Source organism: Ignavibacteria bacterium (assembly GCA_017302895.1).
Classification (GTDB): domain Bacteria; phylum Bacteroidota; class Ignavibacteria; order Ignavibacteriales; family Ignavibacteriaceae; genus UTCHB3.
Genome location: JAFLBV010000001.1, coordinates 448,596 through 468,956 on the forward strand (window position 1 = coordinate 448,596; position 20,361 = coordinate 468,956).

Consider the following 20,361-nt stretch of genomic DNA (forward strand, 5'->3'; position numbering starts at 1 on the left):
AATTGGTTCCTCTTCCTCTCAATTCACCACAAAGAATTTTCTTTTACCTCCTTTTAGTTTTTCCATTTCTATTCTCATCCTGTTCAACCACTGTGCGGAGTTCATCGGGCAAGGTTCCCGAACAAAACAACAATAGCACCACATCAAAATTAAGGCAAAACATTCGCGTCTTGATAGATGAAGAGGTTAAGGAATTTTCTTTCAAACTGGACATTGATGCAGAATTTCTTATCGGTGAAGAAAAAAAAGGAGCTATAGGTGACGGTGAAAAAATTGTTGTCAATTCAGCAAGAGGAGTTGTAAATATAACATTACCTTCGGGTGTGATTTCTGCTCAGTTTATAAAACTGAAACCCGCTAACAAGCAGGAATTTATCAATTTCCATAAAAAAACTTACAGGGGTGAGCTCTGGTTTTTGGCTCAGGGATCAAAAACTTTTGTGGTCAACTATCTCGATCTTGAAGATTACCTCCTTGGGGTGGTTCCTCTTGAGATTGGGTTGAAGGACAATCATTTTTTCGAAGCTCTGAAGTGTGCTGCAGTTGCCGGACGAACCTTTGCCTTGAATCGTATCGTCGAGAAGAGAGCTTTTTTTGATGTAACTGATGGAGTTAAAGATCAGGCTTATGGTGGTTTGGATGTCGAAACAGGTATTGACAGCCGGGCTGTGAGGGAGACTGAAGGCTTAATCCTGACCTATAATAAAAAACCTGCACTTGTATTTTATCATGCCAACTGCGGCGGGCATACTGAGGATATTGCAAATGTCTTTGGCCCTGTTGATCTCCCTTATCTGAAAGGGATTCCCGATGGAGATCCGCCATATTGCGAAAAATCCCCCTCATTCCGTTGGACAGAGTCATACACTCCATTTGAAATTATCAGGTATCTGTTTGATGCTCAACTTATTAAGTCAAAAAACCTTGTTCTCGAGGGACTTGAGATAAAAGAGCGCCATCGATCGGGACGGGCAAAAAGTCTTGTTGTTTATATAAGAGATCAAAAACCATTTTCAATCCCCGGTTCAAAAATCAGGGATGTCATTAAGAGTAAAAAAGATAATTCAATTCTTAGAAGTTCCAATTTTACTATTGAAATGAGCGAAAAGGACGGGATTCTCAGCAAAATAGTCTTTACAGGCAAAGGTAATGGTCACGGTGTTGGCATGTGCCAATGGGGAGCATTAAATCAAAGCCGGAGCAAAACCCCATTTACTGAAATTCTACAACACTATTTTCCGGGAACTGAAATAACTCAAGCTTATGATAATTGATATTGAAGTGGTTTTGGCATCCGCTTCCCCAAGAAGGCGTTTTCTCCTCGGTCAGATAGTCCGTAAACTGGAATTTATTTCCCTTGATACCGATGAATCTTTTGATCCAGCAATTCCCAAAAAGGAAGTGGCGACACTTCTCGCAAAAAGGAAAATGGATGATGCACTTTCCCGGGGCATCCAGGGTATTGTTGTTACTGCAGATACAATAGTGGTGTTGGACGATGAAATACTCGGAAAACCCGCAGATGCCAATGAAGCAAAAAAGATGCTTGGAATGCTAAGTGGAAATGAACATACGGTTGTTACGGGATTCTCTGTGGTCAATACAAGAAACGGAAAAAGGATCGATTCTTCTGTAGAAACCAAAGTAAGGTTCACTCATCTTACCGAAGAAGAAATAGATGGTTATGTAGCTACTGGAAGTTCTTTCGACAAAGCAGGCGGGTACGGTGTACAGGATGGCTACGGTTCCATTTTTATGGAGAGTATCTCGGGGTGTTACTATAATGTCATGGGTCTTCCTACGAATGCCGTTTACAAGGCACTGAAGAAAGTTTTGAATTGAAAAACTACAAGCAAAAGATCATCATTTCCATAATCGCATCGGTGATCATATATTTGGGTTTTTCGATTTATGCCGATCTCGATAAGGTGTTAAAGGCACTATCGGGATTCAGTCTGTACCTCATTCCTGTAATTCTTTTACTGGTTTTTGCAAATTACCTTTTCCGCTTCATCAAATGGCACTATTACCTCGGCCTGATAGGGGTGAAAATCGGGGCAGGGGAGTCATTCCTCATTTTTCTTAGCGGATTTGTTTTAAGTGTTACTCCCGGGAAGATGGGAGAAGTGTTGAAATCTTTTCTCCTGAAAGAAAGAACGGGAGTTGCCGTCAGCAGGACTGCTCCGGTCATCTTCGCTGAGAGAGTAACTGATATGACTGCACTTATGATTATCGCTTTGGTGGGGGCGATGAGCTTCAATTACGGGAGGGTGTTCGCCATCGGAGCGATCATTGCTTTCATTATTATGATTGTGGTGATCTCAAGCCGTAAGCTTTCTCTGGGGATGATAGATTTACTGGGGAAAATCGGTTTTCTGAAGAAAATTATTCCGCACCTGCATGAGTTGTATGAGAGTGCGTATATTTTGTTAAAACCCAAGCCGATTTTCCTAATGACGATATTCAGTTTAGTGTCATGGTTTTTCGAATGTTATGCGTATTTTTTGATTTTGGAAGATTTTTCTGTTGATGTCTCTTTATTTAGAGCATCATTTTATTATTCATTCGCAACTGTTGCAGGAGCCTTGTCGTTTCTGCCGGGGGGGCTTGGAGCTGCGGATGCACTTTTTACACTGTTCATTCAGTCCCTTGGGAAGTCTGAGGCCATAGCCGTATCTTCAACGATACTGATCAGAGTTGCAACACTCTGGTTTGCAGTGATCGTTGGACTGGTTGCATTTGGCTTTTTTCAGAGGCGCTCAGGGAAAATCGATTTAAACAAACTTAATGAGAAGGAGGTCAGCTAATGGGAAACTACAAACACATTAAAGTTCCCGCTTTTGGTGAAAAAATTACGGTTGATAAAGGGAAACTTGTAGTGCCCGATAATCCGGTGTTGTTATATATTGAAGGTGATGGTACGGGTCCGGATATTTGGAAAGCATCACAGACAGTATTTGACGCAGCTGTGGAAAAAGCATATGGCGGAAAGAAAAAAGTTGCCTGGGCTGAAATATTTGCAGGTGAAAAATCACTCGCAGTTTATGGTGAAAACGAATGGCTTCCTGAGGAGACACTTCAGGCGATTGAAGAGTATCTCGTTGCTATCAAAGGACCTCTCACTACTCCTGTAGGTGGCGGAATAAGAAGCCTGAATGTTACTCTAAGACAACGACTCGATCTTTTTGCTTGTGTTCGTCCTGTCAAATATTACACAGGGACCCCAAGCCCTGTAAAAACACCTGAAAAGCTCGATATCGTTCTTTTTAGAGAGAACACAGAGGATGTGTATGCCGGAGTCGAATTCAAAGCAGGTTCGCCTGAAGCGAATGAGATAATCGAACTTATTAATAAAAAGTTCGGAAAAAATATTCGTCCCGAATCAGGAATTGGTGTTAAACCAATGTCGGCTTTTGGCTCGAAAAGATTAATAAAGAAAGCTATTGAATACGCACTTGATCATAACAGAAAAAGCGTAACCCTCGTGCACAAAGGTAATATAATGAAATTTACCGAAGGCTCATTTAAAGAGTGGGGTTATGAGGTTGCCAAGGAAGAGTTCGGAAATGTGACCGTAACAGAAGATGAAGTATGGTCGACATACGGTGGTAAGATACCCGAAGGCAAACTGCTTATTAAAGACAGAATAGCAGACAGCATGTTCCAGCAGGTGCTTTTGAGACCTGATGAGTATGATGTGGTAGCTACTCCAAACCTTAACGGTGATTACCTTTCAGATGCTGCAGCTGCACAGGTTGGCGGGCTTGGAATAGCTCCGGGTGCAAATCTCAGCTACTCAATCGGTTTGTTTGAAGCAACACACGGTACAGCACCAAAATATGCAAATCTCGATAAAATCAATCCCGGTTCGGTTATCCTTTCCGGTGTGATGATGTTTGATTATCTTGGCTGGACAGAAGTTGCCAGACTTATTGAATCAGCGCTTCAGAAAACCATTTCGAGCAAAGTGGTTACTTACGACTTCGCAAGACTGATGGAAGGTGCAAGGGAAGTGAAGACGAGCGAATTCGCAAACGAAATAGTAAAAAACATGGGCTGATTTCCGGATTCGAGGTTCCATCCGAACCCTGAAATCCATTAATCATACTATTTTTTCAAAAAGGAGGCTTCGGTCTCCTTTTTTTATTTGACGGTATCTTAATAACTATTATTTTTGACAGTATTATATATTTTTATTTTTAAGGAACATCAAAGATTGTCTTTGATTTTATTTCAAAATGGAAGTATATTATATTACAATTAAAAAATTGTTGTAAACCCATAAAAAAATTGGAGGTAGCAATGTCAAGTGACAAAGATCTAAGCAAAGGATTACTTTTGGGCTTATTGGCCGGTGGATTGGTAGGCGCTTCATTAGCTCTGCTTTTCGCTCCCAAGAGTGGCAAAGAACTCCGCAAGGATATTCAAGACAAGGCGGATGACTTCAAAAAAGAAGCTGAAAACCAGTTGGTAAAAGCCAAAGAAAAAGCACAGGAAGTGCTCAACGAAGGCAAGAAAAAAGGTCAGCAGATCATTGAAGATGCAAAGAAAAAAGCAGAGGAAATAAAATCCGATGCTGAAAAACTCATGAGAGGTGCAAAGGAAAAACCTGCAGCAGAACAGGAAACTGAACACGCCTAACAATTAATTTGAAAGATTAGCTTATGTTAACGGAGATTTTTCAGGTAATCCTTTATTTGTGTGCTTCGGCTCTCTGTATCGCTCTCATCATCTATTTGAAAAAGCTGACAATCAGCGTTCAGCGGATGCAGGAAGATATCGGACAGATGAAAGACAGAATGGAACCTCTGATTGACTCAGTGAAAACACTCTCTGACTCATTGAATCAGACTTCAACTGAAGTGCAACAACAACTCGATAAAACGGGTTGGATAGTGGATCAGGTCAAAATGAGACTGGAAAGTCTTTTTGGTTTCGAAGAGAAAGTCAAGGAAAGCCTTGAGTCTCCTGTTGAAAAGTTATTATCTAATTTAACGGCTCTGAGAGGTGGCATTTCTGCCATCTTCAGAGCTTTTTTTGTAAAGAAATAAAGGAGATCATCTGTGAAAGATTATACTCCGGAAGTCCTCCGGAACATCGGTCTTTTTGGTCATGCCAGTGCCGGAAAGACAACTTTTAACGAACTGGCATTGTTTATTGGCGGTGAAACCACCCGTATCGGCAAAATCGAAGAAGGAAATACAATTTCAGATTACACAGCAAATGAAGTTGAAAGAAAAATTTCCATCTCTCTGTCAGCCTGCCACCTCGAATGGAAAAATGCAAAATTGAATATCATTGATGTGCCGGGCACATCAGATTTCGAAGGCGAAGTGCTTGCAGGTGCAAAGGTTGTCGATACGGGTGTTATTTTTGTTAAAGCAGTGGAAGGTGTTGAAGTAGGGACTGAACATGCCTGGGAATATCTGAAAGCAGACAGTAAACCGGCAGCGGTTGTTATAAATAAAATAGATCATGAAAGATCAGACTTTAAAAGAATAGTCGAACAGGCTAACGACAGACTCTCGCACGGAGTTGTTGTTGTTACTTTCCCGGCAAAGGAAGGACTGCAGTTCGACACCGTAGTTGATGTACTGAAAATGAAAGCGTACAAATATGGTGCGCCCGGTTCAAAATCAGTAACTGAAATTGATATTCCTGCCGATGTGAAAGCTCAGGCGGAGGAGTACAGAACAATACTCATAGAAAAAGTTGCCGAAGCCGACGAAGATTTAATGAATAATTATTTCGAGAACGGGGATCTTACCCCTGAAGAGGCAACAAAAGGTTTAAAAATAGCAATCAGAAATGGTGATCTCGTACCCGTTTTTGCTACAGCAGCAACAAAAGGCATCGGAATCAACAATTTTCTTGATTTTGCAGTTGATTACTTCCCTTCACCGGTCGATATGCCACCAGCAAAAGGTTTGCTCGGTGATGGCAAGGAAGTTGAAATTGTCGCCAATAAAGATGGTGAACCGGTATTATTTATCTTTAAGATCATAGCCGAGCAGCATGTAGGAGAGCTCTCCCTGTTCAGAGTCTATTCGGGAACATTAAAGCCCGGAATGGATTTGATCAATCAGAACAGCGGTAAACCTGAAAGACTCAACCAGTTTTTCATGCTGAATGGTCACAACAGAAAAGAAATCCCAAATCTGGTATGCGGCGACATAGGCGCAGTAGTTAAATTAAAAGACTCGCATACAAATAATACTCTTAGCTCAAAGAATTATTCGGTTAAAGTTAAACCGATTGAATTCCAGGAACCCTCGATCAGAGGAGCCATCATCCCGAAAGCAAAGGGAGATGAAGATAAAATTGCTGCATGTCTCCATGCACTTCACGAAGAAGACCCTTCATTCAATGTGAGATTCGATCCTGAAATCGGACAGACTATCATCACAGGCCAGGGCCAGACCCAGCTTACTTTTGCAGTAAAAAGACTGAAAGAGAGATACAATGTTGAAGTGGATCTGGTTCAACCAAGAATCCCTTACAGAGAAACTATCAAAGGAAGAGTTGACAGCGTCGATTACCGCCACAAAAAACAATCGGGTGGTCGCGGACAGTTTGCTCATGTATTCTTCAAGATGGAACCGGTCGAAAGAGGTAAAGGATTTGAATTCGTGAACGCCATCGTTGGTGGTGTCGTTCCTGGCAGATTCATTCCGGCGGTTGAAAAAGGTATCATCGAACAGATGGAAAAAGGCGTAATTGCCGGTTACAATGTTGTCGATGTTAAAGTGACACTTTTTGACGGTAAATTCCACGATGTGGATTCAGATGAAATGTCGTTCAAACTCGCTTCCTCGCAGTGCTTCAAAAAAGCTTTTGCGGCTGCAAAACCTGTGCTTCTTGAGCCTATTTACGAAGTTACGGTTAAGGTGCCCGAAGAGTTCATGGGTGATGTAATGAGCGATTTCACTTCAAGACGCGGAAGAATTCTTGGTATGGAATCAGACGGACATTTCCAGATTCTGAAGGCAAATGTGCCACTTTCGTCTCTCTACAAGTATTCAGTCGATCTTCGTGGTATCACTGCCGGAAGAGGCACTCATAAAGAGAGATTCTCTTTCTATGAGGAAGTTCCGAAAGAACAGGAAGTCAAGATTATCGAAGAGTACAACAAGTCAAGACAGGAAGAAGATTAAACTTCAACCTTACAGTAATTCAGAAGAGGCTGTTCATTCGGGCAGCCTTTTTTTTATGCACGGGGGTCAATGGTAAAAAATGGTTTTAATATCGCTATTTTTGTGCTTTAATATAAATCAAATGAGGTAATTGATGGAAAAGATGTGGTCTCCATGGCGTTCACAATATATTGAATCTTTCAAGGAAAAAAAGAGTGATATCAAGGGGTGTGTTTTTTGCGGGTCGATGAACGACAGTTTGGATGATGATCAGTCACTGGTTGTTTATAAAGGAGAAAAGACTTTTACAGTTCTTAATCTCTACCCATATAATAATGGGCATTTGATGGTGGTCCCTTACAGACATATTTCCGATATCGCAGAATTGACGATGGAAGAGATGACTGAAGTATTAACAACAATACAAAGGTTGATTGCAGCGTTGCGGGCAACGAGCAATCCAGAAGGATTTAATATTGGAGCCAATTTGGGTAAAGTGTCAGGTGCAGGAATTGCGGATCACATTCATTTTCATGTCGTACCAAGATGGAACGGGGATACCAATTTTATGCCGGTGATTGGAAGTGTGAAAGTGCTTTCTCAGGATTTGTTGACCACAAAAATTCAACTTCAGAAAGAACTTGGGATAATCTAACCTCTATTTTAGTTGTACGGGAAGCGAAAATAAACAACTGCTACAGTCTAATTTGCTTTTTCCCTTCCCGTACAAAAAACTTCTCATAACACTATTTCAAAAGAATCATTCGTCCCGTTTTTGAGGTACCAGCTGCTTCAAGCCTGTAAAAATATACACCGCTCGAGAAATTCGTACCGTCAAAACTGATCCTGTGCTGACCTGCATGTCTGAACTCATTAAGCAAAACAGAAACCTCATTGCCTAGATTATCATACACTTTTAGAGATACAGGGGCATCTTTTGGAATGCTGAATTTAATGGTTGTCACCGGGTTGAACGGGTTGGGGAAATTTTGAAGCAGTTCAAAACCACGAATTTCTCCTGAATTCTCGTCTTCAACAGAAACCGGATAAATTGGTGGTATCACCACCTCAAATCGTCCCGGGAAAGTGAATGATCCTTGACCGATTACAGACAGATCCAGTCTTGAGGATGGTGCAAAAGTTTTGACTACCCAATTTCCGGGTGCTACATAGTGTGTATCAGGGATTGATATCAGGGTTATGGGAAATATCGGGATAAGGATATAACTAACCGAATAAGAAAGTACGAATTTTTTACAATTGAAGTCACCGATTTCGGTAGACACCAGACCATCTGCCACCCGTTTTGCTCTAACCTGAAATCTGAGCGGCACAGAAATGGAATCGATGGTGATATTTGTATCTTTTTTGAAAAGTTCATAATTATCTCCAAGCGAACTTGCAAATTTATACGTGGAATACCAGCCTTCGAGAGATGAAAGCAGTCCAAGGAAACCTGCAAGATTACTGTCCAAAAGGGTTGTATCAGCCAAACCCAAAAGACTGCTCAGGTTACCTATACCAAAATAAGTTTTACCTTCACTACCTTGCAGCGAAACATAAGAAGTATCGATATATGGTTGGAACGGGACAGTAAGGTATAATCCAGTCTTGCCGAGAATATATTTTGATTGAAAACCTTTGTAAGTGGTTTCACCGGCGAGTGAATCGATCGAAAAAGTTGTAAGAGAATCTATTTCCCTGTTCAGTGAGTCGAGGATTGCGGTTTTGGTGTACCATTTGAATCCACTGGTTGCAGGAAAGTAATCTGTAGCCTGTTGAGCAAATGCCAACAGAGGAAGACATAAAAACAGAAATATTTTAAAGTATCGCATGAGAGTCCGGAATTTGTAAAAGCATCGGAAATATTAAAGTATTAATCCGCAAAATAGCGAATAAATCGATGAAAACAGCAGAAAAAAGGGGAGTGGTGTTTTACATCACTCCCCGTTGAAATTTAGAATTTTACTTTGCCTTCAGGTATTCTAAGGGGGGCTCCGACGAATCTTTTAGCCTCAAACGAACCGCCGAATTTTTTTTCATGCTCAGCCATTAAACCGGGTGCATCGTTTTCACGGTATTTTCTCAGTATTTCCACAGATTCACATTCGTAAACAACGAGAAATTCAACTTTTTCATTTGTCGGCATCGGATCGATGATCTGCTGAAAATAACAATTTTTAAAGTGACCTGTTTTAACCACATCAGGAATATGGGTTTCCATCATCCATTGAATCCAGTCGGTCTGAACTGAAGTATTTACGGAAATTTGAACATAATAATAAATCATTTGGGATCTCCCGTGTTGTTCCGAAATTAAAAGAAAGTGTATTACATAAATATTTATTATATCTGAAGCTAACTTAAACTGTGTAAATCCGCCTCAAATCCTCTATATTGTTGTTTTTGTTGATAGTTACAATGATAGTGCAACATTTTAAACATCGTCATTATTACCATTATTTCCCGTCTTTTTCGTATTTAAGAGTACCGGCATTGAGCACAATAGTTGAGCACCGGACATTTTCAAACAGGTACATTGAGTACCGGATTTTTCAACCCAAAATACAGGTGCGTTGTATGATAAAGGTAATCCAACGAAAACGGAAAAATGGTGTATATCTCTACCTCGATATCGATTATAAAAGGCAAAGAACCAACAAAGCAACCGGTTTCAAGCTGACCGGAAACAGTTCTATCGACAAAAAAATCATGCAGCAGGCGGAAAAGACTGCGGCGATGATGACCTTAAAATTGTCGGAGAACGATTTTAATCTTAACAGTATCAAAAAGAACGGACAGAATTTTATTGATTTCTTTTCGAAGTTGATCGCCGATCACCCGGAACACAAATTCAAAAAATATGCACTTCTAAATTTACAAAAATTTACTTACGGAAAGTTGCTTTTCCATGAGATCGATAAAGAATTCTGGAAGCGATTCAAAAGATTCATGGAGATGAAAGAGTTGAAACCGAATACGATCACTCACACGCTCTACATCCTGAAGTTCGTTCTTAATCAGGCAGTGAAGAACAAGTATATTCCCTCGAAGCCGCTTAAGGGTGTGAAGGGGAAAGTTTACCAGAGCGACAGACGGTTCCTCACATTCAAGGAAGAGGCGAAACTCCGTGCAACCGACTACTTTGAAAACCCTGAAATAAAAGATGCATTCCTCTTTAGCTGCTATACCGGTCTCAGACTTTCAGACATCGAGCGACTTACAAGAAGTGATATCAGGGAAGGGAGTATCAGAATCATCCAGAAGAAGACGAAGAACCTTGTTACAATTCCTTTGGGTCCCGATGCTCTGAATCTGCTGGAGGGGAGACCCGAAACAGGCAGGTTGTTTAATCTGCCGAACAGAACGGTGATGTCAAAAATTGTGAGGTACTGGACCCGTAGTGCGGGGATTGAGGATGTCACATTTCATTGTGCAAGGCATACATTTGCAACCCTGGCACTAAATGCCAATATGCGTCTTGAGGTTGTCAGCTCGGTACTGGGGCACAGTGATCTGAAGACAACAAAGATATATGCACGCCTGTTGGATGAAGCAAAGATAGAAGACATGAAGAAGTTCCCGAGTTTCGAGTGAGATCAGGAACGGATCCAGTCGAAGAACAGGTTAAACAGAATGAATGTTGTTATCCAGGAGATAATGGTGAGAGCTGCCTTCGATTCAGTTCTGAACTTCGGAACAATTACCGGCGGGTCACTCTCCTTTAGACGATACTTCAGAAAGATAGCACCCAACCAGAAAATCCCGGTAAATAAAAATGCGAGCATTGCTGCTATTTCTGAGTAGTTCATTTTTAATCTCAGAATTGTGTTTATTAAAAATATTAGTAATCTTACTATTCGTCTTTAATTTTCATTGTCAAAGGTTGTGTTATCTCCGCATGCACAATCAACGAGTGAACAAAAACTTGCAAGTCTTACTGATTTTAGATATTCAATATGTTTACTGCCGCCAATATTTGTAATTTCTACATGGGGATTTGAGGCGGCATTCGTCTTATGAATCTCAAGTGGAACTAAAAGGACATCAGGGACGCTGACTATGCCGACCGGCTTTCCTCTTGAATTGCCAACATTATTAAAGAGATGTTCACAGATGGTTGGGGTATCCCTGTTCATCCCGAGATGCACGCTTATTCCTTTTCCTTGCACTGTAAATGAGGTAGGGAGTATTCTGTCATTATCATCCAAATTGATTTTTGCCCTATAAACATGTTCTGAAGGATCAGTAATTAGCATAGAAAAAATTAATTGTTTCGAAAATTTTTGATCTGTCTGATTCTATCTCTTTGAAGTTCTTCTTCCCTTTTTTTGTGGAAGTAATAATTGCAATGTACCGTTCCAATGTGATAAAGACATCCATGGTGTTATTCTTCCAACTGGTGAAAGAGAGTAAAATACCACCTGTTGCCAACGGCGACAGGAAAGGTTGCTTCAGTAGTTTAGCATCCTTAAGAATGTCGAAAACTTCAAAAATCAATTGCTGCGGGATGGGAAGAGCACCATCATCGTCCCAATCTTCTTTGAGATTTTGAAATTCCACTAATTTTTGAATATTCTTGGAGAGTTTTCTTTGCTCAAGATTATCATCGTTAATAATCTGCCTGAGATAGTCACCGAAGATCGCAATGTACCGGAATCGTTTAACGGAATCTGCATCTGAAGCAAACTGATCACGGAGACGGGTGTTTATATAATAGTTATCACCTGTGTCCGGTCGATCAATTTTAGGATCCAGTCTCACAGACCGATAGACGACCGAATTATGGGCGGTTTGTGGTTTAATTGCACTCATTTTAGTTTGTTCGACAAAAAGTTTATTAAATTGTTATTTTCTAATATACTAAAGTACGAATCCCAAAGGAGTTGAAAAACATAATCATTCATTTTTACTCTTTTTTCAAGTAAAGGTATCGTGTCCTGAATGACATTGATAACAAAAAGTCGATATCTTTCCATAGTAAGTTTATCCTCGGTACCAATATTAGACCTTTCATCCATCGAATTGTTCACACGGAGCAAATAATCGTCTTTAAAGGATCTTAAGTAGTTAAAAGAAAATGCTTTGAATCTGTCATCCACAAAGTAATCGAGACCATTCTCTCGCAAGTATTGGTTAATCAGACTGGAATCATTAAAAGTGTATTCGATGTTAGTGTCGATCTTCATGTAAGATATTTTCTGTACCTTCTCACCAAACTTAAGTATGATATTAGCGAAACTCCTTAAACGGGATTTCGCATCTTCAAGCGAGACATGATTATAAAAAGCAATCCCCACCCCAATATTAACGCTGCTGATGTTCAAACGAACCTGAGCTGAGGAATCTGACTCCATAAAATCAGCACTCATTACAGGGCTATCATCAGGTACATGTTCCTTATACCTCCAGAGGATCATATTGCTGTCAGGATGATATTCCTTTAGGATTGCATCAAAATCCTTGAAGTAGGATGAGAGATTCGTCTGCTTTTCGATAAACAATTGAAATCTCATAAAATGGTATAATGTGCTGATCTGTATTTCTTTCACGATAATATCTTTCCGGTGTTTCTTTTAGGTGTTCTTTGAGTTTTACTGTTTCTTCTCCTCGTCTTCGTCACCATGATTATCAAAGGTCTGGTGACACAGTGCTTCACGCATTCAGTTCTTGATATATGGCGATGGGTGTTACGAAGTGCGCCTCCGGTAGAGCAAGCATCATCATAAATGAATTCAATACACCTTGGTAGATCCCAAGTACATGTTCTACCGGGAGACTTAAACTCTCTCCTGCTTTAGATACAATTCCGAGAAGTGTTGTGTCTTGAAGTGTGGAAGGACCCAACATAAAAGTGTAGGTATTGATCTCCTCTGCCATTTCGGAGTCCTTAACAGCACCCATAAAATATCCTTGATCATTCTGCATTACATATATTGAGTTGAATTTAAACTCATTAAACATTGTAATAGACTTTGATATTAATGTCTTTTGATATCTGTCTTCTTTTGTTTTTGTGGGCATTTGATCAGCGAGCATTTTTATCGTCTCTGTTAAAAATACTTTTAGTAAGCCACTACCATAAAAAGTCACATTACCTTTAACGAGAATGATGTCATTTTCGGCACATTCATCGGGATGCGACTTGATAAATCCGGCGTCTGCCAAATGAGCAAGTACCTGAAGGTTTTTATAATCGTGTGGTGAATAGGTTAATTCGGAGAGTTGGGCAGTTTTTTTGTGCAGTCCGCCCAAATAGGAAAGCAGCTTTATTGAAGCGTTTGTTTCGTGTTTCCTGGTCTGTTCGTAGGTGTCAACCTTTTTATGGTTGACCACAAGTCCTTGATTGGATTGTGCGAATACGGAATCGAGTAGCGCTGAGTTCCTATAAAGGAAGTTTATCAGCGGGGTTTGCGTATTTGTATGGTCCTTTTTCGATGGCATTTTTTACTTTCTCCTCATAGGTCTGAGCATCACGCTCTTCCCGGAAGTATTTTTTTATGCCACGAAGCAAAACCTTACGGGCCAACTGTCGAAGTGTTAATCTTGTTTTTCTCATGGCACAAATATATGGATTTAGTTAATTATTGTCAAAAACATTTTTCATTTATGATATCCTGTCAGTCAAATAGACAAAGGAATGGGAAGAAAAGTTTGCTTTTAAAGATGTCGATATTTTCAAAAAATTATTTTTCTGAATCTTCATCCAAAATAAAATTCATCAAAAAGCCTTCTTCCAGAATTAGGATCGGTTTATAAGTTTTCTTTGAATCTAGGGCAAATGCAATTTTGTTACCATAAGCACCATGACTATATTCAATGCTGCCTTCGCCTCCCACAATTAAATAATCTGTTGATTTTCGGGTTCTTGAGCTCACTATGCCATGGCGATTAGAAATCATTTCAGCTATCTCCGTCTTGGAACCATGACAAAACCCACCCGTTAAGACGAACTCCATGTTCTCAAAAATTATAGATTCAGGTTCGTCGTAAATACCCTGAATAACCTTGGGGCCAAAACCGATCGCAGATTTCAGGAGATGTTTTAGAAGATTGGATCTGAAGGTATCTGTATATTTATTGGCAGACTCCCTCATTAAGATATTCTTAAATTGTAACAAGTCTGGAGTAACAAGATATTGTCTCCGATAGTCCATCCATTTATAAAGAAGATCAATTTCCTCATTTGTTATTACTCCATCATCTGTTACAGCGGTTGAGAGTCCTGTAAACTCTGATTGTATTTTCGCAATGGTGACATGACTAGCCCACTGGGATCGTGGACCTTTCGAAGAGAAGGATTTTTGTATTTTCGGATCAGATAAAAACTCGGAGAAAGATTCATTCTGATTCAGAAGGATTTTTGATATTTTCATGATCTGCTCCCATTCTAGTTGTTAAGTTACCAAACTTTTGTTTTTCTCGCTTCTAAAGTTGTAAGATATCCTGTTAATATATAAATCACAAAATCCCATTGGGTACATTCATATGTCGAATTAGGAATTAATTTTTTAGCGAAGATGTCTGTTTTGAAAAGTGTAAATTTCACATATCCCGGATTGTAAAAATATCTGCCTGTATCAACCAGATTTAGAGCCCGCAGATCCAAAGTAGGGGCAAGTTGGTCGTCCTCATCCTCATTCCCTGTTAACATCATGTTATATTTTAGTTTCGAAATATAAAATGCATTAGAGGCTGCTTTTATTTGGATTGATTGATTAATCACATTTAATGCTTCACCCCACGGTTTAGTATATGCAGCTATGTCATCATACAGAACCATACCCTCAGAAAATTGAAAGTTCCTTCCCTGGGTCAGTTCAAGAGTTTTTTTCAATTTCAATATTCTAACTGTCTTACGAATGTCTAGAGGAATTCTCAACGCAGGGATTATTACATAATTCGTGTTAATAGAGTTGCCCAATTCATCGAATTCAATAGCGAGTTTTGAAGTCCTTCTGTTCCTGTATACATTCAAAACATCAAATATTCTATTGGTAGTATTCTGATTCATAATATTCCAAATAGTTTTTGTTTTACCAATATTCATTGCCTCTGTCCATTGGTTTAATAATAAACCAGAACAGGTCTATAATCAAAAGAGTGTTGTGTTTACACTTGATGATTAAGTTTGTCCGTCTAATACATTTTTATAAACGAAGCAGAAATATAATTACGCTTACAGAAATAACAAAATCCTCCTTTCTGATGAAGGATACACTTATCGAGGTGGAAAATTATGGTGAGCCTCATTATATGGATTCATTTTTAAAAAGAATCCAATACTGAAAATGAAATATCTATTCGCTCAGATCATAAAAAATTGTTTAGACCAACATTTATTGGTGTTAGTTAGCTAAAACCAAAAACTGAACATAATGAATTGGGGTGATTATGAGCATTTTTGTTGAAATCGTTACAATAATCTACAAAAACAACTATCTTTCACACACTGAGACCAAATTTAAGAAACCGATAAAGGCAATCAAAATTCATGAGATGGGCGGCACCGGTGTTACTATATTTGATGGTTACGATTTTTATCCCGATGAACAGACCTGGAATACCTCTGACAGTAATGATAGAAGAGATTTTTATATTGCAACACCATGCAGTCCATCTGATATGATAAGTTACTTTGGTGTTAGCTTAAGTAGAAATCTTGCTGCCTGGTATTCCGGGGATGCCAATGATCTGGTGAGACGGGTGAGAACCGATTCAATAAAGTTTTATGTTAATGGGGCATATACGGGAGCAAACAACTTTAGAAATAACAGCAAAACAATTCTCTATAATCTGCTCTCACAAAATAAACGGACAGTAAAGCTGACAGTATCCGGGCTCGATTACCCTCCATACAAATATTACCGGCTTGAGCACGACACTTCAAGGACATACAGAATATTGAACAGCAAAGAAGATTTTTTCGAGAATACGACCGAGCTCGAGCTCTTGGAATGTTGAGGAACCTGCGTATAAATTACTTAAGTTTAGACCTGATTTCGTTCATATTTCGTATATTTCACACCAATTAATGACACTTTTCTTGCCTAAGAAATGGATAAAATGAGCATAAGTTGAACTTTTTGAGTACCAACATACCTAACCTGTTTAGATGTAATGGTTTTCGAAGAGTCAAACTACTATATTTGAGATCAACAAAAAGTTTAGAAAAAAAGATCACAATGTCTTCAAAAAAGAGTAAAATAGCGATATACCCGGGCACTTTTGACCCGGTAACAAACGGTCATCTCGACATCGTGCTGCGTGCAATTGAGATATTTGACAAAGTGTATGTGAGCATCGGAATTAATCCGGCAAAGACACCTCTTTTCACAGTAGATGAAAGGCTGGAGCTCTTAAACCGGAGTCTGCAAGGTGTGGATCGTGTTGAGACGAGCACTTATTCCGGATTACTGGTGGCACACGCTCTTGAAAAAGGGGCCGTGGCTGTCATAAGAGGGCTAAGGGCGCTGTCGGATTTTGAATACGAGTTTCAACTCGCACTCATGAACAGAAAGCTTGCAGAAGATATCAGCACAGTTTTTTTGATGCCTCATGAGAAATATACTTATGTGAACTCTTCGCTGATTAGAAACCTTGCCATGTTGGGGCAGGATGTTTCGGATTTTGTTCCTTCTCCGGTGCAGGATGCACTTCGGCAGAAATTTTCCAAATAAACCACGGGAGCTTATTGTGTTTGAATTGTCTAAATTAATTTCGACCGTTGAAGGCAGTGCAACACTCGCCATTACAGCATTGGTTAAGAAATTGAAAGCGGAAGGAAAGGATGTTCTAAGCTTTAGTGCCGGTGAACCTGATTTTCCGACTCCATCATTTATTAAAGAAGCTGCAATAGATGCAATAAACAAAAATTTTACATATTACACACCAAATGTTGGCACACCTGATCTGCTTGCCGCGATTGTTTCAAAGTTCAAGAAAGACAATGAACTTGATTACACACCTCAGGAGGTACTGGTATCCAACGGAGCAAAACACTCACTTTATAATGTCCTGATGGCGGTATGTAATCCGGGTGATGAGGTCATTTACCAGTCGCCATACTGGGTGAGTTATCCGGAGATGGTCAAACTTGTACAGGGAGTCTCCGTTGTGATCCACGCGGGAACCGACAGTGGGTACAAAATCACTCCCGATCAATTAAGAGCAGCCATTACACCAAAAACCAAAGTGTTTATTTTCAATTCTCCTTCCAATCCAACCGGAGCAACTTACACCCCGGAAGAAATTATGGCTTTGGGTGCAGTGCTGGCCGACAAAAATATTTTAATTCTGTCGGATGAAATCTATGAAAAGATCATTTTCGATGGGGTAAAGCACTATTCCATTGCACAATATCCCGGATTGAAAGACAAAACTGTTGTGGTCAACGGACTGTCAAAAGCCTACTCGATGACAGGATGGAGAATAGGATATGCTGCGGGACCGAAGTATATTATTGACGAGTCCGCAAAAATACAGAGTCACAGTACATCCAATGCCTGCTCTGTTTCGCAGAAAGCCGCTACCGCTGCCTTGAACGGACCAACTGACGATCTCGAAATGATGGCTAAAAAATTTGAGGAGAGAAGAAATCTCATAATGAGTGAGATGGTTAAAATTCCGGGGGTTAAATGTCCTAGACCCGGAGGGGCGTTCTATGTTTTCTTCGATGTCTCAGAGTATTACGGCAAACAGTATAATGGCACCGTAATAAAGTCATCGTCAGAAATGTGCACTTATCTTCTTGCTGAAGTGAATATCGGGCTTGTACCGGGGGATGCCTTCGGGAATGATGACTGTGTCAGAATGTCTTTTGCCTGTTCTGATGCAAATATTCTGGAGGGAATTAGACGGTTGAGTACAGGGCTCGCAAATCTGAAATAACAATATTAAAACTGTGGAAGGAGTTTCTTTACTTCTTCCACAGGCATATCCTTGCCTGTCCAGATTTTGAATGATTCTGCCGCCTGGAATAACAGCATGTACAACCCGTTAAGTGTAAGACAGCCTGCCTTTTCAGCCACTTCAAGAAATTTTGTTTTCGCCGGGTTATAAATCAAATCAAAAACCACAGTCTCCCGGTTGAGCACCTCAAGAGGGATATCCACTATCTCGTTCACATCAGGATGCATACCTATGGAAGTGGTATTAATTATAATTCCCGAATTATTTATCGCTCCCTTCATATGTTTATCATCGAAGGGAATTACTCGAAACTTCACATCCTTGAACAGACTCAAGTAATTTAAAACGAGTTGTGAGGCGTTTTGAAGAGTACGGTTTGTTATATAAATATCTTTGATTTTGAAATCCACAATCAGAGAATAGATGACAGCCGATGCTGATCCCCCTGCACCCAGAACCAGAGCCGGTTGTCCAGTAAAGAGGTCTGAATAGAGCTCCAATGCCTTTGAAAAGCCTGTAATATCGGTGTTGAATCCTTTTAACAAACCGTTTCTGTTTACTATTGTATTTGCAGCTCCGGTATACTTTACTTCGAGACTGAGTTCATCGAGGAATGGCAGAACCCTTCTTTTATGAGGCAATGAAAGGTTAAAACCTCTAATATTCAACGCCCTCATCCCGGACAGTGCAGCTTCAAGGTTTTCGGGCAGTACATCGAAAGCATGATATGCAAAGTCGAGCCCTAAAATTTTCGCAGCAGTATTATGGATTGAAGGAGAAAAAGAGTGCTTCGAAGGATGCGAAAGCAAACCGGTCAGAATAGTATCCGGGGTGAATGAAGAATTTCCCACTATTTCTCGATCAAATCGCCAAACAGGCTTTGGAATACCCTCGAATAATACACCAGGGGATTCTTTTTCTTAAAATCAGCCAGCAACGACCTGTCGAACTTAAATGCAGTCCGAAGGTAGGCGAGACCCTGTTTATTGTTGCCAAGTTTATAGGCGAGTCGTGATAAGAGGAAGAATGCCTTTCCATTCAGCGGTTTGTGTGAGAGCGATTTTACGGCACAAAGAAAAGCATGGTGTGGATTCTTATAGTCAAGCTTAATTTCAGCGAGCTGGTGCCATGTCAGAGCGTTTTCTGAATCGATCGAGAGAATATCCTCAAAGTGTGAGATGTACTCTTTGTCATCATCGCCGAGTCTGAATCCCCATTTGCCGAAACTGCCCCACAGTCCTTTTCCATCCTTGGTGGAATAAAAGAGAGCATCTCTAAAGTCTCTGAGAGAATCCTGGTAGTCACCGGTTTTCAGATAGCAGTAAGCCCTTTCGATATAAGCAGCAGAAAACTTTCTGTCGGCTTCAATTGCCTTGGTAAAAAATTCTGCGGCTGCGAAAAAGTCCTGTTTCAGGATTGAGATTTCTCCCAGTTTAAATAGAATTGCGAAATTCTCCGGGTGAAAGAGAAGGGCTGTATTCAACGACTCAAGTGCAATTTTATATTTACGCAAACCGATATTCAATTCGACGAACGAAAAGAGGGAAGAGAGGTTTAGGGGATCGAGAGCCATTGAAGTGCTGAATGCATTCAGTGCTCTTTCAACCCGGTTAAGTCTTTCCAGAATCTGTCCTTTAAACATCCAGCCATCGGAACATTTGGGTTCCAGTTCGAGATATCTTTCGATGGTATCCATCGCAAAAGCCTGATTGTTGATATCACGATAGCAGTGTGCAAGAAGAAAAAGGATTTCTGAATCTTCAGGGTCAATCGATGCGGCTTTTTTCAGGAATTTAATCGCTTTATGGTATTTCCCGATTCGCTTGTAAATGATGCCGTATGAGAAAAATGTTCTGGAGTCGTTTTTATCGACTTCATATGCAGTTTTGAGGTAGCCGGAGGCTTCCTTTAATCGGTTAAGATGGATACAGACCATCGCTTTTTCGATCAGGATGGAAGTGTTGTTCGGGTTAAGGGAGAGTGCTTTGCTCAAACTGCGATAAGCCAAAGCGGGTTCGTTCATCCTGAAGAGACAAAAACCCGCTCTGTAATAGTTTTCATAGTTGAAAGGATTTGCAGCAATCAGATCTTTCACAAGTTCGAGAACTTCCTCGTAGCGGTAATTATCAAGAAGAATTTCGATTGAATTGTCTATATATTCAATAGCTTCTTCCTTGAGGTCGCCTGAGAGCATGAGTTTGCATTTTTCAATGATCTCTTTCAGGAAATTCTCGCTGAAATCGTCCCGTTCAAAATCATAACTGTTTCTCTCAAAATCTGACATTCAAATCCTTTTCAAAATAACGATACAAAAAAA

General features: G+C 40.1%; 24 protein-coding genes. 12 read left to right on the top strand and 12 right to left on the bottom strand.

All coding sequences use genetic code 11. From position 1 onward, the window contains the following. Positions 1 to 2: 2 nt before the first annotated feature. From J0L60_01760 to J0L60_01795, 8 genes are all read left to right on the top strand, one after another. The gene (locus tag J0L60_01760) at positions 3 to 1,274 is read left to right on the top strand and encodes a SpoIID/LytB domain-containing protein (GenBank protein MBN8544832.1); all 1,272 of its coding nucleotides are present in this window, start codon (positions 3 to 5) and stop codon (positions 1,272 to 1,274) included. Further along, a complete protein-coding gene (gene maf, locus J0L60_01765) occupies positions 1,264 to 1,842 on the top strand; it encodes a septum formation protein Maf (GenBank protein MBN8544833.1) in 579 nt (192 codons plus the stop codon). Before J0L60_01760 ends, maf begins: the two co-directional genes overlap by 11 nt. Continuing rightward, positions 1,839 to 2,807: a flippase-like domain-containing protein gene (locus J0L60_01770; GenBank protein ID MBN8544834.1), complete on the top strand. Its 969-nt coding sequence runs from the start codon at positions 1,839 to 1,841 to the stop codon at positions 2,805 to 2,807. Before maf ends, J0L60_01770 begins: the two co-directional genes overlap by 4 nt. Beyond that, positions 2,807 to 4,060 (top strand): isocitrate dehydrogenase (NADP(+)), encoded by a 1,254-nt coding sequence (gene icd / locus J0L60_01775; GenBank protein MBN8544835.1) that lies wholly within the window; start codon positions 2,807 to 2,809, stop codon positions 4,058 to 4,060. Before J0L60_01770 ends, icd begins: the two co-directional genes overlap by 1 nt. Before the next feature lie 242 nt (positions 4,061 to 4,302). Further along, the gene (locus J0L60_01780; protein ID MBN8544836.1) at positions 4,303 to 4,641 is read left to right on the top strand and encodes a YtxH domain-containing protein; all 339 of its coding nucleotides are present in this window, start codon (positions 4,303 to 4,305) and stop codon (positions 4,639 to 4,641) included. A gap of 23 nt (positions 4,642 to 4,664) precedes the next feature. Beyond that, on the top strand, positions 4,665 to 5,051 hold the full coding sequence (locus J0L60_01785) for a DUF948 domain-containing protein (GenBank protein MBN8544837.1): 387 nt from the start codon (positions 4,665 to 4,667) through the stop codon (positions 5,049 to 5,051). Positions 5,052 to 5,063: 12 nt separating this feature from the next. Next, entirely contained in the window at positions 5,064 to 7,154 is a 2,091-nt protein-coding gene (gene fusA / locus J0L60_01790; GenBank protein MBN8544838.1) for an elongation factor G, read from the top strand. Positions 7,155 to 7,287: 133 nt separating this feature from the next. Then, positions 7,288 to 7,788 carry an HIT domain-containing protein gene (locus tag J0L60_01795; GenBank protein MBN8544839.1) on the top strand — a complete coding sequence of 167 codons (501 nt, stop codon included), beginning with the start codon at positions 7,288 to 7,290 and terminating at the stop codon, positions 7,786 to 7,788. Positions 7,789 to 7,879: 91 nt separating this feature from the next. Here J0L60_01795 and J0L60_01800 read toward each other — a convergent pair whose 3' ends face one another. Both J0L60_01800 and J0L60_01805 read right to left on the bottom strand, forming a co-directional pair. Next, positions 7,880 to 8,968, bottom strand: a complete 1,089-nt coding sequence (locus J0L60_01800; protein MBN8544840.1) for a T9SS type A sorting domain-containing protein — start codon at positions 8,966 to 8,968, stop codon at positions 7,880 to 7,882. A gap of 122 nt (positions 8,969 to 9,090) precedes the next feature. Further along, positions 9,091 to 9,423, bottom strand: a complete 333-nt coding sequence (locus J0L60_01805; GenBank protein ID MBN8544841.1) for a DUF4286 family protein — start codon at positions 9,421 to 9,423, stop codon at positions 9,091 to 9,093. Between the two features lie 290 nt (positions 9,424 to 9,713). Here J0L60_01805 and J0L60_01810 point away from each other — a divergent pair, with 290 nt between their 5' ends. Then, entirely contained in the window at positions 9,714 to 10,730 is a 1,017-nt protein-coding gene (locus tag J0L60_01810; protein MBN8544842.1) for a site-specific integrase, read from the top strand. 2 nt (positions 10,731 to 10,732) lie between these two features. On the opposite strand, the gene J0L60_01815 is transcribed toward J0L60_01810, so the two are convergent. The 8 genes from J0L60_01815 to J0L60_01850 all read right to left on the bottom strand — a co-directional run bounded on the left by J0L60_01815 (position 10,733) and on the right by J0L60_01850 (position 15,183). Further along, complete coding sequence (locus J0L60_01815) at positions 10,733 to 10,945, bottom strand: hypothetical protein (protein ID MBN8544843.1); 213 nt, start codon at positions 10,943 to 10,945, stop codon at positions 10,733 to 10,735. Positions 10,946 to 10,999: 54 nt separating this feature from the next. Next, positions 11,000 to 11,392, bottom strand: a complete 393-nt coding sequence (locus tag J0L60_01820; GenBank protein ID MBN8544844.1) for a hypothetical protein — start codon at positions 11,390 to 11,392, stop codon at positions 11,000 to 11,002. Then, positions 11,379 to 11,948, bottom strand: coding sequence for a hypothetical protein (locus J0L60_01825; protein MBN8544845.1), 570 nt, complete (start codon positions 11,946 to 11,948; stop codon positions 11,379 to 11,381). Before J0L60_01825 ends, J0L60_01820 begins: the two co-directional genes overlap by 14 nt. Beyond that, positions 11,945 to 12,637, bottom strand: coding sequence for a hypothetical protein (locus tag J0L60_01830; protein ID MBN8544846.1), 693 nt, complete (start codon positions 12,635 to 12,637; stop codon positions 11,945 to 11,947). The genes J0L60_01825 and J0L60_01830 overlap by 4 nt, the downstream gene beginning before the upstream one ends. A gap of 151 nt (positions 12,638 to 12,788) precedes the next feature. Next, a complete protein-coding gene (locus tag J0L60_01835) occupies positions 12,789 to 13,577 on the bottom strand; it encodes a hypothetical protein (GenBank protein ID MBN8544847.1) in 789 nt (262 codons plus the stop codon). Next, the gene (locus J0L60_01840; protein MBN8544848.1) at positions 13,519 to 13,692 is read right to left on the bottom strand and encodes a hypothetical protein; all 174 of its coding nucleotides are present in this window, start codon (positions 13,690 to 13,692) and stop codon (positions 13,519 to 13,521) included. The genes J0L60_01835 and J0L60_01840 overlap by 59 nt, the downstream gene beginning before the upstream one ends. 127 nt (positions 13,693 to 13,819) lie before the next feature. After that, positions 13,820 to 14,509, bottom strand: a complete 690-nt coding sequence (locus J0L60_01845) for a hypothetical protein (protein MBN8544849.1) — start codon at positions 14,507 to 14,509, stop codon at positions 13,820 to 13,822. Positions 14,510 to 14,535: 26 nt separating this feature from the next. Then, positions 14,536 to 15,183 (bottom strand): hypothetical protein, encoded by a 648-nt coding sequence (locus tag J0L60_01850; GenBank protein MBN8544850.1) that lies wholly within the window; start codon positions 15,181 to 15,183, stop codon positions 14,536 to 14,538. A 344-nt stretch (positions 15,184 to 15,527) separates the two neighbouring features. Here J0L60_01850 and J0L60_01855 point away from each other — a divergent pair, with 344 nt between their 5' ends. The 3 genes from J0L60_01855 (at position 15,528) to J0L60_01865 (ending at position 18,023) form a co-directional block, all read left to right on the top strand. Next, on the top strand, positions 15,528 to 16,097 hold the full coding sequence (locus J0L60_01855; GenBank protein MBN8544851.1) for a hypothetical protein: 570 nt from the start codon (positions 15,528 to 15,530) through the stop codon (positions 16,095 to 16,097). Positions 16,098 to 16,318: 221 nt separating this feature from the next. After that, a complete protein-coding gene (coaD, locus tag J0L60_01860) occupies positions 16,319 to 16,813 on the top strand; it encodes a pantetheine-phosphate adenylyltransferase (GenBank protein ID MBN8544852.1) in 495 nt (164 codons plus the stop codon). Then, positions 16,785 to 18,023, top strand: coding sequence for a pyridoxal phosphate-dependent aminotransferase (locus tag J0L60_01865; GenBank protein MBN8544853.1), 1,239 nt, complete (start codon positions 16,785 to 16,787; stop codon positions 18,021 to 18,023). The genes coaD and J0L60_01865 overlap by 29 nt, the downstream gene beginning before the upstream one ends. Before the next feature lie 5 nt (positions 18,024 to 18,028). Here the strand turns inward: J0L60_01865 and aroE are convergent, their stop codons facing one another. Together aroE and J0L60_01875 are read right to left on the bottom strand one after the other, a co-directional pair. Then, the gene (gene aroE, locus J0L60_01870; GenBank protein ID MBN8544854.1) at positions 18,029 to 18,895 is read right to left on the bottom strand and encodes a shikimate dehydrogenase; all 867 of its coding nucleotides are present in this window, start codon (positions 18,893 to 18,895) and stop codon (positions 18,029 to 18,031) included. After that, positions 18,895 to 20,328 (bottom strand): tetratricopeptide repeat protein, encoded by a 1,434-nt coding sequence (locus tag J0L60_01875; protein ID MBN8544855.1) that lies wholly within the window; start codon positions 20,326 to 20,328, stop codon positions 18,895 to 18,897. Before J0L60_01875 ends, aroE begins: the two co-directional genes overlap by 1 nt. Between the last annotated feature and the right edge of the window lie 33 nt (positions 20,329 to 20,361).

What these genes read in the sequence shown, in the direction of transcription:
- coaD (MBN8544852.1), top strand. Translation starts at nt 16,319, where the DNA reads ATGTCTTCAAAAAAGAGTAAAATAGCGATATACCCGGGCACTTTTGAC.
- J0L60_01785 (MBN8544837.1), top strand. Translation starts at nt 4,665, where the DNA reads ATGTTAACGGAGATTTTTCAGGTAATCCTTTATTTGTGTGCTTCGGCT.
- J0L60_01805 (MBN8544841.1), bottom strand. Translation starts at nt 9,423, where the DNA reads ATGATTTATTATTATGTTCAAATTTCCGTAAATACTTCAGTTCAGACC.
- J0L60_01855 (MBN8544851.1), top strand. Translation starts at nt 15,528, where the DNA reads ATGAGCATTTTTGTTGAAATCGTTACAATAATCTACAAAAACAACTAT.
- J0L60_01820 (MBN8544844.1), bottom strand. Translation starts at nt 11,392, where the DNA reads ATGCTAATTACTGATCCTTCAGAACATGTTTATAGGGCAAAAATCAAT.
- J0L60_01810 (MBN8544842.1), top strand. Translation starts at nt 9,714, where the DNA reads ATGATAAAGGTAATCCAACGAAAACGGAAAAATGGTGTATATCTCTAC.
- J0L60_01845 (MBN8544849.1), bottom strand. Translation starts at nt 14,509, where the DNA reads ATGAAAATATCAAAAATCCTTCTGAATCAGAATGAATCTTTCTCCGAG.
- J0L60_01815 (MBN8544843.1), bottom strand. Translation starts at nt 10,945, where the DNA reads ATGAACTACTCAGAAATAGCAGCAATGCTCGCATTTTTATTTACCGGG.
- J0L60_01840 (MBN8544848.1), bottom strand. Translation starts at nt 13,692, where the DNA reads ATGAGAAAAACAAGATTAACACTTCGACAGTTGGCCCGTAAGGTTTTG.
- J0L60_01835 (MBN8544847.1), bottom strand. Translation starts at nt 13,577, where the DNA reads ATGCCATCGAAAAAGGACCATACAAATACGCAAACCCCGCTGATAAAC.
- J0L60_01875 (MBN8544855.1), bottom strand. Translation starts at nt 20,328, where the DNA reads ATGTCAGATTTTGAGAGAAACAGTTATGATTTTGAACGGGACGATTTC.
- J0L60_01865 (MBN8544853.1), top strand. Translation starts at nt 16,785, where the DNA reads ATGCACTTCGGCAGAAATTTTCCAAATAAACCACGGGAGCTTATTGTG.
- icd (MBN8544835.1), top strand. Translation starts at nt 2,807, where the DNA reads ATGGGAAACTACAAACACATTAAAGTTCCCGCTTTTGGTGAAAAAATT.
- J0L60_01795 (MBN8544839.1), top strand. Translation starts at nt 7,288, where the DNA reads ATGGAAAAGATGTGGTCTCCATGGCGTTCACAATATATTGAATCTTTC.
- J0L60_01800 (MBN8544840.1), bottom strand. Translation starts at nt 8,968, where the DNA reads ATGCGATACTTTAAAATATTTCTGTTTTTATGTCTTCCTCTGTTGGCA.
- J0L60_01780 (MBN8544836.1), top strand. Translation starts at nt 4,303, where the DNA reads ATGTCAAGTGACAAAGATCTAAGCAAAGGATTACTTTTGGGCTTATTG.
- J0L60_01850 (MBN8544850.1), bottom strand. Translation starts at nt 15,183, where the DNA reads ATGAATATTGGTAAAACAAAAACTATTTGGAATATTATGAATCAGAAT.
- maf (MBN8544833.1), top strand. Translation starts at nt 1,264, where the DNA reads ATGATAATTGATATTGAAGTGGTTTTGGCATCCGCTTCCCCAAGAAGG.
- J0L60_01825 (MBN8544845.1), bottom strand. Translation starts at nt 11,948, where the DNA reads ATGAGTGCAATTAAACCACAAACCGCCCATAATTCGGTCGTCTATCGG.